The organism is Chryseobacterium sp. BGA-UO-ETr-SB22, from assembly GCF_059567885.1.
Map to the genome: position 1 here is coordinate 1,502,810 of NZ_JCAQOV010000005.1, position 17,826 is coordinate 1,520,635.

The 17,826-nt window shown below is 38.5% G+C and carries 15 protein-coding genes; 12 read left to right on the top strand and 3 right to left on the bottom strand.

Annotated features, from left to right (window positions below; all coding sequences use genetic code 11):
- The first annotated feature begins 12 nt into the window (after nucleotides 1–12).
- Nucleotides 13–1,893 carry a T9SS type B sorting domain-containing protein gene (locus AC57AW_RS14155; RefSeq protein ID WP_496352400.1) on the top strand — a complete coding sequence of 627 codons (1,881 nt, stop codon included), beginning with the start codon at nucleotides 13–15 and terminating at the stop codon, nucleotides 1,891–1,893.
- 93 nt (nucleotides 1,894–1,986) lie between these two features.
- Here AC57AW_RS14155 and AC57AW_RS14160 read toward each other — a convergent pair whose 3' ends face one another.
- Nucleotides 1,987–2,592 (bottom strand): DNA-3-methyladenine glycosylase, encoded by a 606-nt coding sequence (locus AC57AW_RS14160; RefSeq protein ID WP_496352401.1) that lies wholly within the window; start codon nucleotides 2,590–2,592, stop codon nucleotides 1,987–1,989.
- Nucleotides 2,593–2,720: 128 nt separating this feature from the next.
- Here AC57AW_RS14160 and AC57AW_RS14165 point away from each other — a divergent pair, with 128 nt between their 5' ends.
- Nucleotides 2,721–3,146 carry a hypothetical protein gene (locus AC57AW_RS14165; protein ID WP_496352402.1) on the top strand — a complete coding sequence of 142 codons (426 nt, stop codon included), beginning with the start codon at nucleotides 2,721–2,723 and terminating at the stop codon, nucleotides 3,144–3,146.
- 128 nt (nucleotides 3,147–3,274) lie between these two features.
- Nucleotides 3,275–3,838, top strand: a complete 564-nt coding sequence (locus tag AC57AW_RS14170) for a hypothetical protein (RefSeq protein ID WP_496352403.1) — start codon at nucleotides 3,275–3,277, stop codon at nucleotides 3,836–3,838.
- Between the two features lie 72 nt (nucleotides 3,839–3,910).
- On the opposite strand, the gene AC57AW_RS14175 is transcribed toward AC57AW_RS14170, so the two are convergent.
- The gene (locus AC57AW_RS14175) at nucleotides 3,911–6,082 is read right to left on the bottom strand and encodes a S9 family peptidase (protein WP_496352404.1); all 2,172 of its coding nucleotides are present in this window, start codon (nucleotides 6,080–6,082) and stop codon (nucleotides 3,911–3,913) included.
- Nucleotides 6,083–6,102: 20 nt separating this feature from the next.
- Nucleotides 6,103–7,491 (bottom strand): aminopeptidase P family protein, encoded by a 1,389-nt coding sequence (locus AC57AW_RS14180; protein WP_496352405.1) that lies wholly within the window; start codon nucleotides 7,489–7,491, stop codon nucleotides 6,103–6,105.
- Between the two features lie 174 nt (nucleotides 7,492–7,665).
- On the opposite strand from AC57AW_RS14180, the gene AC57AW_RS14185 reads away from it, so the two are divergent.
- From AC57AW_RS14185 to AC57AW_RS14225, 9 genes are all read left to right on the top strand, one after another.
- Nucleotides 7,666–8,547 (top strand): helix-turn-helix transcriptional regulator, encoded by an 882-nt coding sequence (locus tag AC57AW_RS14185; protein WP_496352406.1) that lies wholly within the window; start codon nucleotides 7,666–7,668, stop codon nucleotides 8,545–8,547.
- A gap of 92 nt (nucleotides 8,548–8,639) precedes the next feature.
- Nucleotides 8,640–9,545 carry a dihydrodipicolinate synthase family protein gene (locus tag AC57AW_RS14190; RefSeq protein ID WP_496352407.1) on the top strand — a complete coding sequence of 302 codons (906 nt, stop codon included), beginning with the start codon at nucleotides 8,640–8,642 and terminating at the stop codon, nucleotides 9,543–9,545.
- A gap of 16 nt (nucleotides 9,546–9,561) precedes the next feature.
- Nucleotides 9,562–11,052 (top strand): aldehyde dehydrogenase (NADP(+)), encoded by a 1,491-nt coding sequence (locus AC57AW_RS14195; protein ID WP_496352408.1) that lies wholly within the window; start codon nucleotides 9,562–9,564, stop codon nucleotides 11,050–11,052.
- The gene (locus AC57AW_RS14200) at nucleotides 11,049–12,047 is read left to right on the top strand and encodes a 4-hydroxyproline epimerase (protein WP_496352409.1); all 999 of its coding nucleotides are present in this window, start codon (nucleotides 11,049–11,051) and stop codon (nucleotides 12,045–12,047) included. Before AC57AW_RS14195 ends, AC57AW_RS14200 begins: the two co-directional genes overlap by 4 nt.
- A gap of 8 nt (nucleotides 12,048–12,055) precedes the next feature.
- Nucleotides 12,056–13,321 (top strand): NAD(P)/FAD-dependent oxidoreductase, encoded by a 1,266-nt coding sequence (locus AC57AW_RS14205; protein WP_496352410.1) that lies wholly within the window; start codon nucleotides 12,056–12,058, stop codon nucleotides 13,319–13,321.
- Between the two features lie 64 nt (nucleotides 13,322–13,385).
- Nucleotides 13,386–15,533 carry a zinc-dependent metalloprotease gene (locus tag AC57AW_RS14210; RefSeq protein WP_496352411.1) on the top strand — a complete coding sequence of 716 codons (2,148 nt, stop codon included), beginning with the start codon at nucleotides 13,386–13,388 and terminating at the stop codon, nucleotides 15,531–15,533.
- A gap of 253 nt (nucleotides 15,534–15,786) precedes the next feature.
- Complete coding sequence (locus tag AC57AW_RS14215; RefSeq protein WP_496352412.1) at nucleotides 15,787–16,278, top strand: GNAT family N-acetyltransferase; 492 nt, start codon at nucleotides 15,787–15,789, stop codon at nucleotides 16,276–16,278.
- 335 nt (nucleotides 16,279–16,613) lie between these two features.
- Entirely contained in the window at nucleotides 16,614–17,030 is a 417-nt protein-coding gene (locus tag AC57AW_RS14220) for an RrF2 family transcriptional regulator (RefSeq protein WP_318845770.1), read from the top strand.
- Nucleotides 17,031–17,112: 82 nt separating this feature from the next.
- The gene (locus AC57AW_RS14225) at nucleotides 17,113–17,826 is read left to right on the top strand and encodes a phosphoadenylyl-sulfate reductase (RefSeq protein WP_496352413.1); all 714 of its coding nucleotides are present in this window, start codon (nucleotides 17,113–17,115) and stop codon (nucleotides 17,824–17,826) included.

The following is a 17,826-nucleotide window of genomic DNA, read 5'->3' on the forward strand; positions in this document are numbered from 1 at the left end:
ATGCAGACAATTATGAAAAAACTAATTTTACTTTTAGCCTGCATGTTATGGACTATGACATGCATTAATGCCCAATGTCCCAACGGTGATGCGGAAATGGGTAATTTCAGCAACTGGCAGACCTATGTTGGAAGCAACACAACAGGTACATTAAATTTATCAACCTTTACCCCAAGTCTTTCTCCTACCCAGCATACCGTGACGGGAATAGGCAATGACCCGATATTAGGAGCTTCTTTACCTATGGTGGGAGAAGGGAACAATGCTTTCAGATTAGGAAATTCTACCGCTATGAACGGAGCAGAGATCATGTCTTATACTTTCACAGCAGGAAGCTCTCTATCATTTATGTATGCTTTGGTTTTACAGGGAGCCCATAGCGATCCTGTGATCAATGGCTTTTTCAGCTATTGGGTCAGCAGAACCAATGACCTTGCCAGCAGTACAGCACCTGGTAATCTGGTCATTGGTCCTGTCAAAATTAATGGCAGCAACGTAGCTGATCCATTCCTTCAAACGACAAGCTTTAATGGTGAACCTCTTTCATGGAAAGAATGGCAAACTTTATGTCTTCCTATTCCTTCTCAGGATGTCGGTCAGCAGCTTACCATTTATTTTGCCACCGCAGACTGCAGAGATAGTGGTCACTTTGGTTATGCCTATATTGATGCCCTTTGCAAGCCAGTGCCTCCTGTACCAGAGCTTGTAGGACCTTCTACAGTATGTAATATTGATGATCCCATTCTTTTCAGCGGAAGCCGTACCACTAATGAATCTCAATATGTATGGTTTGCCCAGGAATGTGATGCCATGGGGAACCTCATCGGAAGCCCGCCATTTGCAGTCATTCGTAATGGGCCTGTAGGCACTTACAGTCTGCGGTCCAGCGGGATTAATTTGCAAAGTGGGCATTATTACAAAGTTACCCTCCAGGTCCGTAACTGTACCAGCGGCTGGGTAGTGATCTCCAAAATTATTAAAATAGAATATCCTCTCATACAGACGAGCAATAAGGTGATCTGCTGCGGTTCAAGCATTAAATTGAGAGCCAGTGTTACTGCTCCAGGTAATGGTGCAGCCACCAGTTACAAATGGTATGATGAAGCGGGTAATTTTATAGGTAACGGAAACGTATCATTTACCGGACCTATTGGCGGACCATTTGTTCCCGCTAACGATATCACTGTGACTCCTACCAAGTGTACCAAGTACAGGATTGTATTTGAATATAATGGCTGTAAAAATTCACAGTGGGTATATGTTACTCTTATTCAGAATGTCAGAGGTGCGTTTGGGTGTGTAAGCTATAATAATTGTACTGGATCAGGCACTGTGAAATTTGACCCGTGGATCAAACTTTGCGGTAATGAAGCTGAAGTAGGTCCGGATTACGGTTTTCATATGCAGCAGGCCACAAACAGCATTAAGTATTCCTGGAATACAGGCAGTACAAGTGACACTTCTGCTGTGACGGGAAATACAGCTTCCACCGTAACTGTCACAAGTGCTTGCGGAACGAATACGGCAACCATCACTCCTCCGGTTTTTACAGGTGCTTTTCCGGGCTTATTCAAACCTACGGGCATGTCTGTGACCAATCCGTTTGTTATTTATAACACTCTGATGAACCAATATGCCATACCAGCATACAATGCCTATTCATATGAACTTAGTGTGTATGACCGCTGGGGAACACGTGTTTACTACAAATACGAAACAACCTGTCTCGGTTTTTATAATGGCCAGATCAGATGGGATGGAAGATACACTCCTGATGCAAACGGTAATCCGGGACCTTATGTTAATATTCCGGGAGTATATTCATGGAATCTTAAGCTGACCAATTGTAGCGGCAGCGAAAACTATAAAGGTGATGTAACTTTTATACAGTAATTGGATTTTCAGATTCCATTTTATAAAAATCCCGACATTTTTTGTCGGGATTTCTTTTGCTGTTAAAGCAGTTGTTTTTTAATAGATCAAATCTTATGTTTTATTAGGTTTGCTTACATATTTGTTGTTCTTCACAAAAAACCGCCAGGGTAAAAGGGCGTCTTCCTGTGCATAAGCAACGCCTATACGGGGAGATTTTATAATATCATCAGAGGGATATTGAATTCCGTGATCTTCAATCCATATTTCATTTCCATCCAGCTCTTTTTTATTAAAAGATTTATCAATACCTAAAGCTTTGGCTGCAGATCCGGGGCCGGAAGAAATAGCCGCTTTATCGACAGACATATTTCGTCTGAGCTCCATGACATCTTTTCCTATCAGGGGCTCAACAGCTCTGATTAACACCGCATGAGGCTCATCTTTTACAGAAGTTACAATATTAAACAGATGATGAATTCCGTAACATAAATAAACATAAGAAACACCACCATGACTGTACAATATTTCAGTGCGGTCTGTCCGTCTGCCGCCATACGCATGGGAAGCTTTATCCAGTACTCCGAAATAGGCCTCTGTTTCTACAATAATTCCGGCTGTTACTTCACCATTAATCTCTGTAAAAAGAACTTTTCCCAGAAGATTCTGAGCAAGAAAAAGAACATCTTGGTTTGAATAATAGGAGAGTGGTAGTTTCAAATGAATAGGTTTTATAAATTTAACAGGTTAAAAATAAGGATATAAAAATAATTTTCATAGAGTTAAATAGATTGTTATTACATTTGAAAATGAATTATTGATATTCATTCAAATCCAAAAATAAAATGATGATGAAACCTTTTAATCTAACGCTGTTTCTGTTTACTTTTTGTCTGACAGCATTGTCATTCAATATTCCTTATCAGCAATCTTATCAAAAAATGATTGTCGGGAAATGGCAGCCTGTACTCTCAGAAAGTGAAGGGATTGAAGCTAATGGAAACCGAACGGTAAAGAATTACAAATTAAACAGCAAAGACCTCATGCAGTTTAATGCTGACGGCTCCATTATTGATAGCGGACAGCTTTATTTTTCGTATTCATTAGATCCTGACGACAAAATCTTATCTTTATTTGACGGGGGTAATTATGAGCGAAAATTTGAAATCGCCCAGCTGGATAAAACAACAATGAAGATTGTCATGAAAGAGACAGACAAATACAAAGGAGAACCCTTTCATATAACCTGGACCATTGTATTTAAAAGAAGATAAAACGAACCCAACATTTATCTATGCCCTTTCAAAAGAAGTGATATCTTTAACCATATTTTAAGTGAGTTCTAATTGTATTCTAATGCAATAAAGCCTTACTGCTGCATTATTAGCTTTAATTTTGCAAAATGAAAAAGAAAAAATTATTTGCAGCTTTATGTAAAACTACTTGCTTGGGATTATTAATTGTTGGCAGTACCATGATTAAGGCCCAAAGTAAGGGAGGCTCAGAAATAAGGATTGCCTATGGACTTGGAACGACCACAGATTTTCTTAATGCTTTCACCAGTGTATTTACATTCGGTTATGGCCCTTATGAGACAGGAAATTCCGGAGCTTTTGTTGTTGAATATAACTATGCAATAAAGGATAAATGGATTATTGGGACAGACCTTGTATATCAACAGGTAACGAGAGAATATTCCGATACATCATCAGAAAAATCACACAATTATACTTTTGCCGTAAAAAGTAACTACAACTATATATCCAAGCCAAAATTCCGCATGTATTCCGGAGTGGGATTAGGATTAACATTGGAAAAGAGTAGGAATCCTTTACAAAGTATCTCACATTTTAATTATCAACTTACAGGACTCGGAATTAGATTAGGAGGCAGATTGGGAGTAAGTGCTGAAGCAGGTTTTGGATATAAAGGAATAGGAAATGTAGGGCTGTCTTACAGTTTATAATAAGCAGGATCAATATTCATTACCCCTATTTAAAAGAAAAACCAGATAATTTGATATCTGGTTTTTTCTTTTTTATCTTCCTCCCGGAGGACAGTGTTCTTTTAAATATTTTGTAAACAAAGTTGCAAGGTGTAATGATGTTCCTTCCCCTTCATCAATAGAGTGTGTTCGGTTAGGATAAGACATCAGCTGAAACTGTTTGTTGTGTTTTATCAATTCGTTGATGTATACTTCCGTATTCTGGTAATGTACGTTATCATCGCCTGTTCCGTGCACCAGTAAAAGATTTCCTTTCAGATTTTTAGCATAAGCCAGTGGGGATCCATTCACAAAATCTTCTCTGTTCTCCTGTGGAAGCCCCATATATCTTTCCTGATAGATATTGTCATAGAACAACTGATTAGCCACCGGAGCAATAGCAATCCCGGTCTGGTAAATATCAGGATATTGTCCCAGAAGATTCAGGGTAGAAGAACCTCCGCCGCTCCATCCCCATACGGCAACTCTTGAAGTATCTGCATAAGGCCATTTAGCGAATAACGCTTTAGCTCCCATTGCCTGATCACGGATATTAAGCTGTCCTATTTTACGGTAGATCGATTTTCTCCATTCACGTCCTCTTGGAGCAGGTGTTCCGCGGTTTTCAAGGGAAACATACAGATAACCATCTTCCGCCATATCTCCCACATATAAATCATTCCATCCTGTATAGAAACTGTCTGTTACCGTCTGTGTTGCCGGTTCTCCATAGACCATGAAAACAATTGGGTATTTTTTATTAGGATCAAAATTTTTAGGCTTTACCACCCATCCGTCCAATGTAATCCCATCCTGTGTGGCAACCTGGAAAAACTCTGCTTTAGGTCTTGCAGGATCTGCTTTGGCTGTTCTTTTGGCAGCAACCAGTTCTTTATGTTCCGGAAGTGATATTACAGAACCCATGGAAATGGCATTGACACTATTATTGGTAAATATCGCGATCTTTCCATTGGGTGATATCGTGTATTTATTGGAACCGGTATAAGTTTCAGGAGTTACTTTTTGTGCTTTTCCTCCTTTCATATTTACTTTGTACAGATATTTCTGAGTCGCATTATTGGGTGACGCTGAAAAGTAGATCTGCTTGTTCTGAACATCAAAAAACTCAGGTTTTATCACATCGAAGGCATCTTTGGTAATCAATGTTTCCTTACCGCTCATATCTATTTTATAAATATGTCTCCATCCGTCTTTTTCAGAAAGCCACAGGAATTCTTTTCCATTCTCTATCCAGTCCCAGCCACTTGGGTCATTATCGTTCCAACGGGATTTGATATCAATCCATGCGGCATCTGTTTCTGTGTGAATAGTCTTACTGCTGCCGGAATTGGCATCTGCCACAATGATTTTACTTTGATTCTGTTTTCTGTTCAATTGTTGCAGAATAACAGATTTGGAATCCAATACCCATTCCATTCTCGGAATATAGTTTTGTATTTCATCTCCTGTGATATCTGCTTTCTTTGAAGATTTAGAAGCAAGATCATAAAACCAGATGCTGCACCCTGAAGGATTTTCGCCCACTTTCGGATATTCTACAGGAACTGTAAATGAATACAGACTGTCTGTATTATTGATCATCAGGAAGTTTTTAGTACTTCGTGCATCCAGCTTCCAGTAAGCAATTTTGCTGCCGTCAGGTGACCATCTGAAACCATCCTGAGTTCCAAATTCCTCTTCATATACCCAGTCAAAAGTGCCGTTGATCATTCCGTCTGTACCATCTGTAGTGATCTTGGTAAGCTGATTGTTTGAAAGATCTTCAACATAAATATTATGCTTAGACACATACGCTACTTTTTTACCATCCGGAGAATATTTGGCAAACATCAATGATGAAGACGGCAGGCCTTTTCCAAGCTGGGTAAGCTTTTTAGTATTTTTATTGAAGATCCAATAATCTCCACGGGTATTGTCTCTCCATACTTTTCGGGTATTGGCAAAGAGTAATAAACTTTTGTCATCCGGAGATACCTGGAAACTTTGTACCTGCAGTGCTTCAGAACTTCCCGCAGGAACAAGTTCATTGCTGTTTAAAAGAGTCTGATCTTTTCCGGGATGCAGTACATCAACAATTTCAACCCCTTTTTTTGTAAATGAATAATAAGCATTGCCATCCGGAGTCCACTGTGTCTTTTGTGCAGCCAATGGCGACAGACATAGGAAGTAGAATGCAATGACCGTTAGTTTTTTTATATTCTTCATAGATAGTATTTAGATTAAGCTCAATGTTCAGCTCTGTAATTTTCAATTTCTTCAACGGTTTTGATCAGTCCGTTCCCAAGAAGCCTGTATCCGTCATCTGTAATCAGGAAATCATCTTCCACACGGATTCCTCCGAAGTTTCGGTATTCATTCACTGTATCATAATTAATAAAATCTGCATTTTTATTTTCAGCCTGCCAGATATCAATCAGTTCCGGAATCATATAAATACCGGGCTCAACTGTTACTACAAATCCGGACTCCAGGGCTTTTCCTAAACGTAAAGATTTAAGACCGAATGTTTTGGTGTCTTTGGGTTCTTCTTCGGTATAGCCAATATACTGCTCTCCAAGATCTTCCATATCATGTACGTCAAGTCCCATCATATGTCCCAAGCCACATTGGAAAAATAGAGTATGGGCATGGTTTTTTACCGCTTCTTCAGGATTTCCTTTCATCAATCCAAGATCTATAAGACCTTCTACCAGATGCTGCGAGGCTTTCAGATGAATGTCCTTGAATCTTACTCCTGGCTTCAAAAGCTGTTGGGCATTATTAAAAGCATTCAGAACCACTTCATACATTTCCTTTTGTTTTGTACTAAAAGTTTTGCTCACCGGAAAAGTTCTGGTAAGGTCGCCCGCATATCCCATTGCCGTTTCCGCTCCGGAATCATTAAGGAAAAGATCTCCCTCTTTCAAAGTATTAAGACGGTAGTGATTATGCAGAATTCCTCCGTTTATGGTTACGATCGGAGGATAAGACATCTGACATTCTTTATTGGCAGCCAGATATTGAATGGCATTCGCAATTTCATATTCTTTAATGCCCGGTTTTGCAATCTGCATTGCCAGTAAATGCATTTCATTGGATACATTTACTGCCTGTTCTATCTGAACTATTTCCTGAGACTCTTTTATAGAACGTTGCTTCACAATTGCTTTAATCATCTCTGCAGAAGGCTGTAATGCTGCTATTTTAATACCAAGAAGATCGGCAATTAAAATTTTATTGGAAGACTGATACGGAGGAAGATAATGTACCTTTCTGCCGGAAGTCTGTGCTTTTAGAATATATTGAGAAAGCTCTGCATACGGCAAAGTTTCCTGTACTCCGGATTTCAGGCTTTTTTCTTTCAGGGTTTCCTGTCTGCCCATCCATACGATGTCATCTATACTTAATTCATCTCCGAAAATAATGGTCTTATTCTCATCAATATCAATAATGGCCGCAATACGGGGTTCCTGAATTCCAAAATAATATAAATAGGTACTGTCCTGACGGAAATAATAAGGATTGTGTTCAAAATTCACAGGATTCTCTATATTTCCCAAAAACAATAAAATTCCGTTCGCTACATTACTTTGTAACACTGCTCTTCTATCTTGATAGGTTTGTGTTGAAAACATATTATGAATACTTTTTAATTTAAAGCTTTAAAGTTACGATTTTGTACTATTGACCGCTCTTTATTTACTAAAATAAAGAATAATGTAAAGTTTGGATTTTAATATGATATCCAGTGTTCATATTTTGCTTAAATTCGGTCATATTTTAACCTTTTATATCAAAATATTGGTTCTATGAAGAGTCTTCAGTTTTCAGTCCCTGCTGACACCAACAAAAGTATCCGCATCCAGGAAGATATAATGCCCAATTTTTATCCTTACTTTCACCGCCATACAGAAACCCAGATCATGTGGATTCTTAAAGGACACGGAACACTGGCCATAGAACAAAATCTCTTTAATTTTGAAGCTGGCGATATTTTCTACCTGGGCGCCAATCAATCACACGTCTTCCGAGGTAATTTTGATAAAGATGAAAAACAAAAGGTTCATTCCATCTCCATATTTTTTGATCCGTATAAAAAGATCGCAGCCTTTTTCGATTTACCGGAATTTGGAGAACTTAAAAATTTTATTGCCCATTCAGAAGTCGGCTTCCAGGTCGCTTCTAAGTTAAAAGTAAATATCGGGGAAAACATTGCTGCCTTACAAAAAACAGAAGGCGTAGAACAGATTATAGATTTTATAAGGATTTTGAACCATCTTATGCAAAACAGGCATCTGCATATTCCTTTATCTTCGGAAAAAAATCTGCCAGATCACATTTCAGACTATGATCAAAGAATTATAGATGCTCAAACCTTTATTAAGAAGAATTTTGCTCAAACTAAACTTACCCTTGACAGTATTGCCCAGGAAGCCTGCATGACTCCTCAGGCATTTTGTAGATCCTTTAAAAAACGAACCAGAATCACTTACATTCAATATCTTAATGAACTCCGTGTACAGAGAGCCTGCAGACTATTGACCTCCAGCAGTATGTACAGCATTTCTTCCGTGGCTTTTAACAGTGGATTCAACAGCCTTACCAATTTTAACCGGGTTTTCAAATCTATTATGAAATATTCACCTAAAGAATACCTAAAGCATTATAAAGAGGCTACTATAGAACAATAAAAAACAGCCTGTTAAAATATGGTTAGTATCTATTAAAATATTAACATTTACCGTTTTGAAATTCACCTAGTTTTGAATAAATATTATTTGATATGAGTACAAAACTAAACTGGGAAGGTATTTATCCTGCTGTATTAACTCCTTTTACCAAAGAAGGTGAGATAGACTTTGAAATGTTTGCTCTCAATACAGAAGCCCAGATCAAAGCAGGCGTTCACGGAATTATCCTTGCAGGAACATTAGGTGAAGCCAGCGCGTTAGAAACAGAAGAAAAGTTTGAGCTGCTGAAATACGCAAAGAAGATCACGCAGGGAAGAATTCCTGTCATTCTTAATCTTGCTGAAAATACTACCAAAAATGCAGTACACTTCGCTCAAAAAGCTAAAGAATCAGGAGCTGACGGTCTCATGCTGCTTCCACCTATGCGCTATAAAGCAGACAGCCGTGAAGTAGTAGAATATTTTAAAGCAGTGGCCTCCGCTACGGACCTTCCAATCCTTATCTATAACAATCCGGTTGACTACGGAATTTATGTAACCCTTGAAATGTTTGAGGAACTCATTGAATATCCAACCATTCAGGCTGTTAAAGAATCTACAAGAGATCTTGCGAATGTAACCAGAATGATCAACCGCTTTGGAAAAAGGATCAAAATTCTTGGAGGGGTAGATACTATTTGCCTTGAAACCCTAATGCTTGGTGCAGATGGTCTTGTAGCAGGTCTTGTAGATGCTTTCCCTAATGAAACCATGGCCATGTACAATTACGTGAAAGCAAATGAATACGATAAAGCTGTAGCAATCTACAGATGGTTTATGCCATTACTTGAGCTGGACATTCATCCTAAACTTATTCAGTATATCAAACTGGCTGCTACAGCAGAAGGAATAAGCAGTCCATATGTAAGAGCACCACGTCTGGAACTTCATGGAGAGGAAGCTGAAAAAGTTAAAAAAATCATTGAAGAAGGCAGAGCTAATCGTCCGGTACTCAATTAACACCAGAAAAACAATTATGCTTAAAGAAACATCAACACAAGATATTGATAAAAGAATTCAGTTGGCAGCTGAAGCCTATCAGTTCCTGAAGAATACCACTGTAAAAGAACGGGCTGCCTTCATGAACACTGTTGCCGATCAAATTGAAGCACTGGGAGAAGAACTTTTGACAACAGCCCATACTGAAACATCGCTGCCTTTAGCCAGACTTACTGGTGAAAAAGCAAGAACAACAGGACAATGGAGAAGTTATGCCAAAGCAGTAGCCACCGGAATATATACAGAACCAAGAATTGATCTTGCACAATCTGACAAACAAAAGGGAGACATCCGAAAATATAATGTGGGTATAGGACCTGTAGTTGTTTTTGGAGCCAGTAATTTCCCGTTTGCTTTTTCTACAGTGGGCGGTGATACAGCAAGTGCTATTGGAGCAGGTTGTCCTGTTATTGTAAAAGCTCATCCGGCTCATCCTAAGACCTCTCAACTCATGGCTGATGCTATAACAGCTGCTGTGAAAGAATGGGGCTGGCCTGAAGGAATCTTTAGCCATATTACCGGAACATCCCATGATATTGGGGCTTATTTGGTTCAGCATAAAGAGATCAGAGCTGTTGCATTTACCGGTTCATTTGCCGGAGGAAAAGCGTTGTTCGATATGGCAAATCGCCGTGAAGATCCTATTCCCGTTTTTGCAGAAATGGGCAGCATCAATCCAATATTTGCCCTGCCGGATTTGCTTGAAAACAGAGCAGAAGTGTTCGCTAAAGAATATCTTTTATCCTTAACATTAGGAGTGGGACAATTCTGTACCAATCCGGGAGTATGTATTGCTCTTAAAGGAGAATCTCTGGACCGTTTTATCATTACCCTGAAAAATGAAATTCAGACAGCCGTTCCCGCAAAGATGCTTCACAAAGGAATTTATGAAAGTTTTGAAAAACATAAAACTTTTGCAGCAGAACAGCCTGAAGTACATATTATTGCAACAGCAGATACAGAAATTAATGAGGGTTACGGACATGCTATCGTGATAGAAACCAACGCCAAAAACTTCATGAAAAATCCTGTGCTAAGTGAAGAGGTATTCGGGCCTTTTGGTATCATTGTAACTTGCGAAACTCAGGAAGAGATGACGGAAATCGCTAAACAACTGAAAGGGCAGTTAACAATTACCATAGCAGCTACCGATGAAGATGCCCGGAATCATCTTGTACTAATCAATCTTTTGAAGGATAAATGCGGAAGGTTACTATTCAACGGAATGCCTACGGGGGTGGAAGTTGTTTATGCCATGCAGCATGGAGGTCCTTTTCCTTCCACTACTGATTCCCGTTTTACCTCCGTAGGTCCGGATGCTGTCAGGAGGTTTATCCGTCCTATTTCTTTCCAAAACTGGCCGGATGAATTTTTACCCGAAGAATTGAGGAATGAAAATCCGTTGCGAATCAGCAGAATAATAGATGGAGAAGTCAATTCAGAATCATTAAAATTACAAACCACATGAACAGAACATTTTTTTGTATAGATTCACACACCTGCGGCTGCCCTGTACGTCTTGTAGCAGGAGGAGGCCCTATTTTAAAAGGGAAATCCATGATGGAGCGCCGGCTTCATTTTATGGAAGAATACGACTGGATCCGGAAAGGGCTTATGTTTGAACCCCGTGGTCATGATATGATGAGTGGAAGTATTTTGTATCCGCCTATTGACGAAGAAAACGATATCGGAGTTTTATATATTGAAACCAGCGGATGTCTTCCCATGTGCGGACACGGAACGATAGGTACAGTAACCATTGCTATAGAAGAAGGTTTGATTTTTCCTAAAATCCCCGGCAAGCTGCGCCTTGAAACACCAGCCGGACTGATTCTCATTGATTATGTACAGGAAGGCAAAAAAGTAACCTCTGTAAAACTAACCAACGTAAAATCCTTTCTGTATGCTGAAAATCTTGAAGTTGATTGTCCGGATCTCGGAGTAATAAAAGCGGATGTAGCTTATGGAGGCAACTTCTATGCGATTATAGATCCTCAGGAAAATTTCAGAGATATTTCCGATTTTACAGCCAGCCAGCTTATTCATTATGGAAAAATCATCAGAAAATTACTCAATGACAAATATCAATTTATTCATCCTGAAAATGAACACATTACCGGATTAAGCCATATTCAATGGACAGGCAATCCTACAGATCCTGAAGCAAGCGGGCGAAATGCTGTATTAGTAGGAGAGAACGCTTTGGACCGTTCACCATGTGGAACAGGTACCTCTGCAAGAATGGCTCAATGGTATGCTAAAGGAAAATTAAAAGAAGGAGAAGAGTTTATCCATGAAAGCTATATCGGATCCCAGTTTATCGGGAGAATTGAAGGAACGGATATTGTTGACGGAAAACCGGCAATTATCCCTTCAGTAGAAGGCTGGGCAAGAATCACCGGTTATAATCATATTATTATTGATGATGAAGATCCTTATTGGCAGGGATTTCAGGTTATGTAAACAAACATATGACACAAAATAAAGGAAAAGCACTCATTATAGGTGCAGGAATAGCAGGTTTAAGCTCCGCCTATTACCTTTTAGAGAAAGGCTGGAGTGTAGAAATTCTGGAACAGAACGATCTTTCCAACAATTGTTCTTATGGCAATGCAGGAATGATTGTGCCCAGCCACTTTACACCGTTAGCGGCACCGGGTGTTGTGGCACAAGGAATCCGCTGGATGTTTGATAGCAAAAGTCCGTTTTATGTAAAGCCTTCATTGAATTCTGACCTGTTTTCCTGGGGGATAAAATTCTTAAAACACTCCAATCAAAAGCATGTGGACCGCTCAGCAACAGCCATCAGAGACCTTAATCTGGCGAGCAGCATCCTCTACAACGAGATTGCCTCAAAGGATGAATTTGATTTTGAGCTTAATCAAAATGGTATTCTGATGCTTTACAAAACCGAAAAAGTAAGGGAAGAAGAAACAGAACTTGCCCATAAAGCGATCAGTCTGGGATTATCTGTTGATATTTTGGATAAAAAAGGGATTCAGGAACTTGAGCCTAATATCCGGATGGATGTCATAGGAGGGATCAATTACAAATGTGACGGCCATATGAATCCGATGAAACTGATGAAACAAATGATCTCTTATCTTAAAAATAATGGTGTCACTTTTCATACTCATCACAAAGTAACCGGGTTTGAAAAATCAGGAAATATGATTAAAGCCATAATTGCCAATGATAAAAAGTTTACAGCAGACCGTTTCGTCATGACCGGAGGTTCATTTCTCCCTGAACTGGCTCAGAAGGCAGGAATCAAAATTCCATTAATGCCCGGAAAAGGATATTCTTTCATGCATACCCCTGAAAATCCGGTTAATACCATGAATCATGCTGCTTTATTACTGGAAGCAAGAGTAGCTGTCACTCCTATGAATGGGCAGATCCGTTTCGGTGGAACGATGGAACTGGCTTCCCACCATGATAAAATTAACATAAAAAGAGTAGAAGGTATCGTCCGGTCTATTCCTCAATATTTACCTGACTTTCAGATGCATTATAAAAAAGAATCTGAAATCTGGTTTGGTTACAGACCCTGCGCACCGGATGGGCTGCCTTATCTGGGACAATCTTCCCAATTGAAAAACCTGATTATCGCAGGCGGCGGCGGTATGATGGGGTTAAGTTTAGGACCGATTTTCGGAAAAACAGTATCAGAACTTGCCAATGACCAAAAGCCAACGGTTGAGATAAAGATATTCAACCCTGAAAGATTTAGTTAAAAAAACATCACAAAACACACAAAATTAAACCCAAATAATTTATTAACAAACAAATCCAAAATTTATGAAAAAATTTAAATTACTAGTACTTGTTTCCCTATTTCCAATAGTAGGTTTTGCTCAGGAAAACAGACCTCATGAGTGTAAAGCAGATGAAATGATGAAAAAACATTTTGAACTGCACCCTAAATCTAAGGCTGAATATGAAAATTTTGAGAAATACACCCAAGATTTCGTAAAAAAAATGGGTTCAGACAAAAATTCATTGAATAATAGGATCAGCAATCCAACGTACATCATCCCTGTAGTTTTTCATGTGTATGGAGAATCTCAGAGTAATGTAAAAGTAAATTACCAAAAAGTAGTTGACTTACTGCAACAAATCAACTTAAATTTCAATGGAATCAACACTGATTCAAATACTGTGGATCCTGATTTCCAATCTATCAGAGGAGCATTAAGTATTGAATTTCGATTAGCGAAAATCGATCCAACCGGAAAAGCAACAAGCGGAGTGGTATTTCACCCTTTCAAAGGTGGATATGGCAACGGAGGTGGATATGATGCAGAAATTGGCACAGATGCATGGGATAATGCAAAGTATATGAATGTGTATATACAAAATGATCTGTATTCTAATAAAGATTTATATCAATCAGGAGTTGCGTGGTATCCGGATTCATACATGACTTCAGTAAATACAGCCAGAGTTGTTTATAATGGACGTTATATATTTAATGCTGCAGGAACAGCGGCTTCAAACGAGTTTTCTGATACATTTACTCACGAATTCGGGCATTGGTTAAATCTTCAACATACGTTTAACGTTCCATGTTCAACTGCAAATCCTAGTAATGATGGTGATGGAGTTGCTGACACCCCTGTAGAAAATACTTCTTCCGGATTAGGATGTACAGCTGGAAACAATTGCCTTGGACAAAAAGTAAACGTTGAAAACTATATGGGATACAATGGTTCCTCCGGTTGTTATAAAATGTTTACCAATGGACAAGTTAGCAGAATGCTGGCAGCATTAAACCATCCTTCGCGAATGAATTTATGGCAGCCTGCCAACTTAGCCGCAACCGGAGTTGCCAGTACTCCTCCTAGATTAACCCTTAGCAACAGTACATTTACAGAGAACTTAAACAATAATGGAGCCGTGTCATTAGATGGAACAGTAGCATCTGCCCCTACATCAACGATTACGCTAAACGGAGCAACATTTGCCGTACCAAATGGAACAACTCTTACTGCAGGAACACATTTCACTTCTTCATTACCAGCAGGACTAACAGCAGCTATAGTAGTTACAAGCCCTACTACTGCTACACTTACCATAAACGGTGCGGCAACCAGTCATCCTAAAAGTCAGGTCCTGAATTCATCAATTACGTTCCTAAATCCGGCTATAACAGGAAGCGCAACTTCATTAGGATCAACTACAGCTTTGGCATTAACTTTTTCTTACAAAGATCCCTATAAAATAGTTACAGGAACTCCTCTGGAAAGTTATGCCAATCCAACAGCTACAACAGTAACCACCAACTCCGGGGCAACTTGGAAATATTTTATCATTAACCCGGAGCTTAGTGATGATGCAGGGTATGGCGCCTGGTACTATGGAGCCAATCAATTAAAATTGGAAACCTATTGGAAAGGATTAGTTTGCCAGACAGGAACAAGAAATATCAGTTTAATTCCGGCTTGCACTACTATAACTAATGCAAATAATATAGGTTACCCAACTGGTACTCCCGGACAACTTGACGTGTATACTCCTACATACACTAACTGGTCTGGCCAAACCGCTTATGTTGGTTTTAGAAACCAATTCGAGGGCTACAATATTAACGGCTATTTCAAACTGACTGTTGGGGCCAATGGTTCAGGTTATTCTGTAACTGAGTTTAGATACAATACACAACCAAATGGCAGTATTACAACCCCTTGTGCATTATCATTATCCACAGCAGATGTCGATACAGCAAACTCAGAAACTTCTATCTATCCAAATCCAGTTTCTGATGTATTGAATATTAAAACAAAAGGGAAAATCAAATCAATTTCTGTTTATGATATGTTTGGAAGAAAAATGAATGCTAAAGTTATTGGTGATAAGGTTGATGTTAAACACTTTCTAAGCGGAACTTATTTAATTGATATTGAAACTACTTTAGGAAAATCTTCCCAAAAATTCATTAAAAAATAAGATCAAACGCTAACCTATGGACAATATTCTGGCGGCGGTGGTCTGCTACACCATCAACCTCCTGATTATTACTTCAAAGCAGTTACAGATTGGTTTAAAACTTTTTAAATAACAAAACACTTTTCTCAGAAATATGAATAATAGTTTAATATTCATATGCAGTTGATTGGGCTTCATTGTAAGCCCAATTTTTTATTATATAGGTTCAGTTTCTGGTTTATTTGTGTACTTTTATTCTGTAATTACAATTCCAATGCATTATAAAAACGACATCATCATCATCCGTGAATTTACACCTGAAGAATTTCCTTTGTTTTCCACTCTTTTTGAAAATGAAAATGTTACCCGCTATCTGCCATACAAAACTCCTGAAGAATATAAAGAGATGTTTGACAAAGCACTCGCAGATTATGAAACAGGCCCCTTCAGCAGATGGGGAATATTTAACACTCATAATAACGATTTTGTAGGAATGTGTCTGGCCAGAATCTTCCTTGATAATCCTGACCAGCTGGAAATAGGATATACTTTAGGAGAAAATTATTGGGGAAAAGGTCTTGGAACTGAGGTTTGTAAAGCCCTTGTCGACTACTGCTCTTCATTGAAACTTAATAAAGATATCGTTGCTGTAACCGATCTCGATAATATCGGATCTCAGAAAGTCCTTCTGAACAACAACTTTAAGAGAATTGAAAACCTAAAACGCGAAGATAGGGAACTTGCTTATTTCATCTTACAGAAATAATAAACAGATCCTGATATTGAGAAAGACGGTCTGTAAATTCCCCTCCACTGGAGGGGTGGCGAAAATTCAAAGAATTTTTGACGGGTGGCTTTCCCAAATATCTCATCATAAAAATTTAACCCTTATAAGTTTCACAAACCTATAAGGGTTATTAATATAAAGGGTAGGTCCAGAAAGAAAAAATCAATAAAATTTTTTTGATTTTTAAGCTTAAGTAAACTTATCTATAAATTAAAATCAACTTAAGCATTTTTTATCTTTTGTGACTTTTGTGGTTAAGCTATACACGGAAAACATTTCATTTATATAATAATTTATCATAACTTGCAGGAATTATGATGTCGAAACGTTGCAAATATGCGCTCAAAGCAATGGTCAGATTAGCAAGGAATTATAACCAGGGCTTTCTGTCAACCTCCATTATTGCACAAGATGAGAACATCCCCAAAAAATTTCTGGAACAAATTCTTCTTGAACTTAAAAGAGCCAAACTTGTTAACAGCAAACAAGGTAAAGTAGGAGGTTATTATCTATTAAAATCACCCGATGAGGTTTCATTAGCAGACATTTACCGTATTTTTGACGGTCCTATTGCATTAACGCCATGCGTTTCTTTAAACTTTTATGAAGCTTGTGATGATTGTGTGGATGAAGCGGTCTGTTACCTGAGAAAAGAACTTATGATCGTTCGTGAAAAGACGAGAACAAGCATGATGGAAGCCACTCTGACTAAGTTTATCAGCAAAAAATAAAAATTTTTTATCTAAATTCTACTATTTTGATAGGAGTTATAGAATTTTGTATATATTTGTAGGATTAAAATCTCAATTCAAAATGGAAAACAGTCTGAAAAATGAATTTGAAAATCTTGTAAAAGAGGCTTCTGAAGCTTCTTTTCAAACTAATGGGCTGCAATTACTGACTGAAAAATTTCCGGATAAGGTGATCTTTTCAACCAGTTTCAGCTATGAAGATCAGATCATCACTCATCTGATAAAAGATTTAAATATTGAAATATTTACCCTGGATACAGGAAGGCTTTTTGAACAAACCTACGAAACCTGGACTTCCACAAAGGCTTTCTTCAAAAAGAACATCAAAGCCTATTATCCGGATACAGAAGAACTCAGAGAATTTGTTACAGAAAATGGCCCCGATTCATTCTACCAATCCGTAGAAAAGAGAAAAGCATGCTGTACCATCCGAAAAGTTCACCCTTTAAAAAAAGCACTGGAAGGCTATGAAGTATGGATAACGGGGCTTAGATCAGAACATTCTGCCAACCGACAGAATATGCCTCAGCTGGAGTGGGATCCTGATAATAAAATCATTAAATATCATCCCATCCTTCACTGGACTTCAGAGCAAGTGACAGACTATGTAAAAGATCATCACTTACCCTACAATCATCTTCATAAAAAAGGATTTGTCAGCATAGGATGCGAACCCTGTACCAGAGCAATTAAAGAAGGGGAAGATTTCAGAGCCGGCCGATGGTGGTGGGAAGATGCCAACAAAAAAGAATGCGGTCTGCATATTCATCAATAA

What these genes read in the sequence shown, in the direction of transcription:
- AC57AW_RS14155 (WP_496352400.1), top strand. Translation starts at nt 13, where the DNA reads ATGAAAAAACTAATTTTACTTTTAGCCTGCATGTTATGGACTATGACA.
- AC57AW_RS14165 (WP_496352402.1), top strand. Translation starts at nt 2,721, where the DNA reads ATGATGAAACCTTTTAATCTAACGCTGTTTCTGTTTACTTTTTGTCTG.
- AC57AW_RS14170 (WP_496352403.1), top strand. Translation starts at nt 3,275, where the DNA reads ATGAAAAAGAAAAAATTATTTGCAGCTTTATGTAAAACTACTTGCTTG.
- AC57AW_RS14175 (WP_496352404.1), bottom strand. Translation starts at nt 6,082, where the DNA reads ATGAAGAATATAAAAAAACTAACGGTCATTGCATTCTACTTCCTATGT.
- AC57AW_RS14180 (WP_496352405.1), bottom strand. Translation starts at nt 7,491, where the DNA reads ATGTTTTCAACACAAACCTATCAAGATAGAAGAGCAGTGTTACAAAGT.
- AC57AW_RS14185 (WP_496352406.1), top strand. Translation starts at nt 7,666, where the DNA reads ATGAAGAGTCTTCAGTTTTCAGTCCCTGCTGACACCAACAAAAGTATC.
- AC57AW_RS14190 (WP_496352407.1), top strand. Translation starts at nt 8,640, where the DNA reads ATGAGTACAAAACTAAACTGGGAAGGTATTTATCCTGCTGTATTAACT.
- AC57AW_RS14195 (WP_496352408.1), top strand. Translation starts at nt 9,562, where the DNA reads ATGCTTAAAGAAACATCAACACAAGATATTGATAAAAGAATTCAGTTG.
- AC57AW_RS14200 (WP_496352409.1), top strand. Translation starts at nt 11,049, where the DNA reads ATGAACAGAACATTTTTTTGTATAGATTCACACACCTGCGGCTGCCCT.
- AC57AW_RS14205 (WP_496352410.1), top strand. Translation starts at nt 12,056, where the DNA reads ATGACACAAAATAAAGGAAAAGCACTCATTATAGGTGCAGGAATAGCA.
- AC57AW_RS14210 (WP_496352411.1), top strand. Translation starts at nt 13,386, where the DNA reads ATGAAAAAATTTAAATTACTAGTACTTGTTTCCCTATTTCCAATAGTA.
- AC57AW_RS14215 (WP_496352412.1), top strand. Translation starts at nt 15,787, where the DNA reads ATGCATTATAAAAACGACATCATCATCATCCGTGAATTTACACCTGAA.
- AC57AW_RS14220 (WP_318845770.1), top strand. Translation starts at nt 16,614, where the DNA reads ATGATGTCGAAACGTTGCAAATATGCGCTCAAAGCAATGGTCAGATTA.
- AC57AW_RS14225 (WP_496352413.1), top strand. Translation starts at nt 17,113, where the DNA reads ATGGAAAACAGTCTGAAAAATGAATTTGAAAATCTTGTAAAAGAGGCT.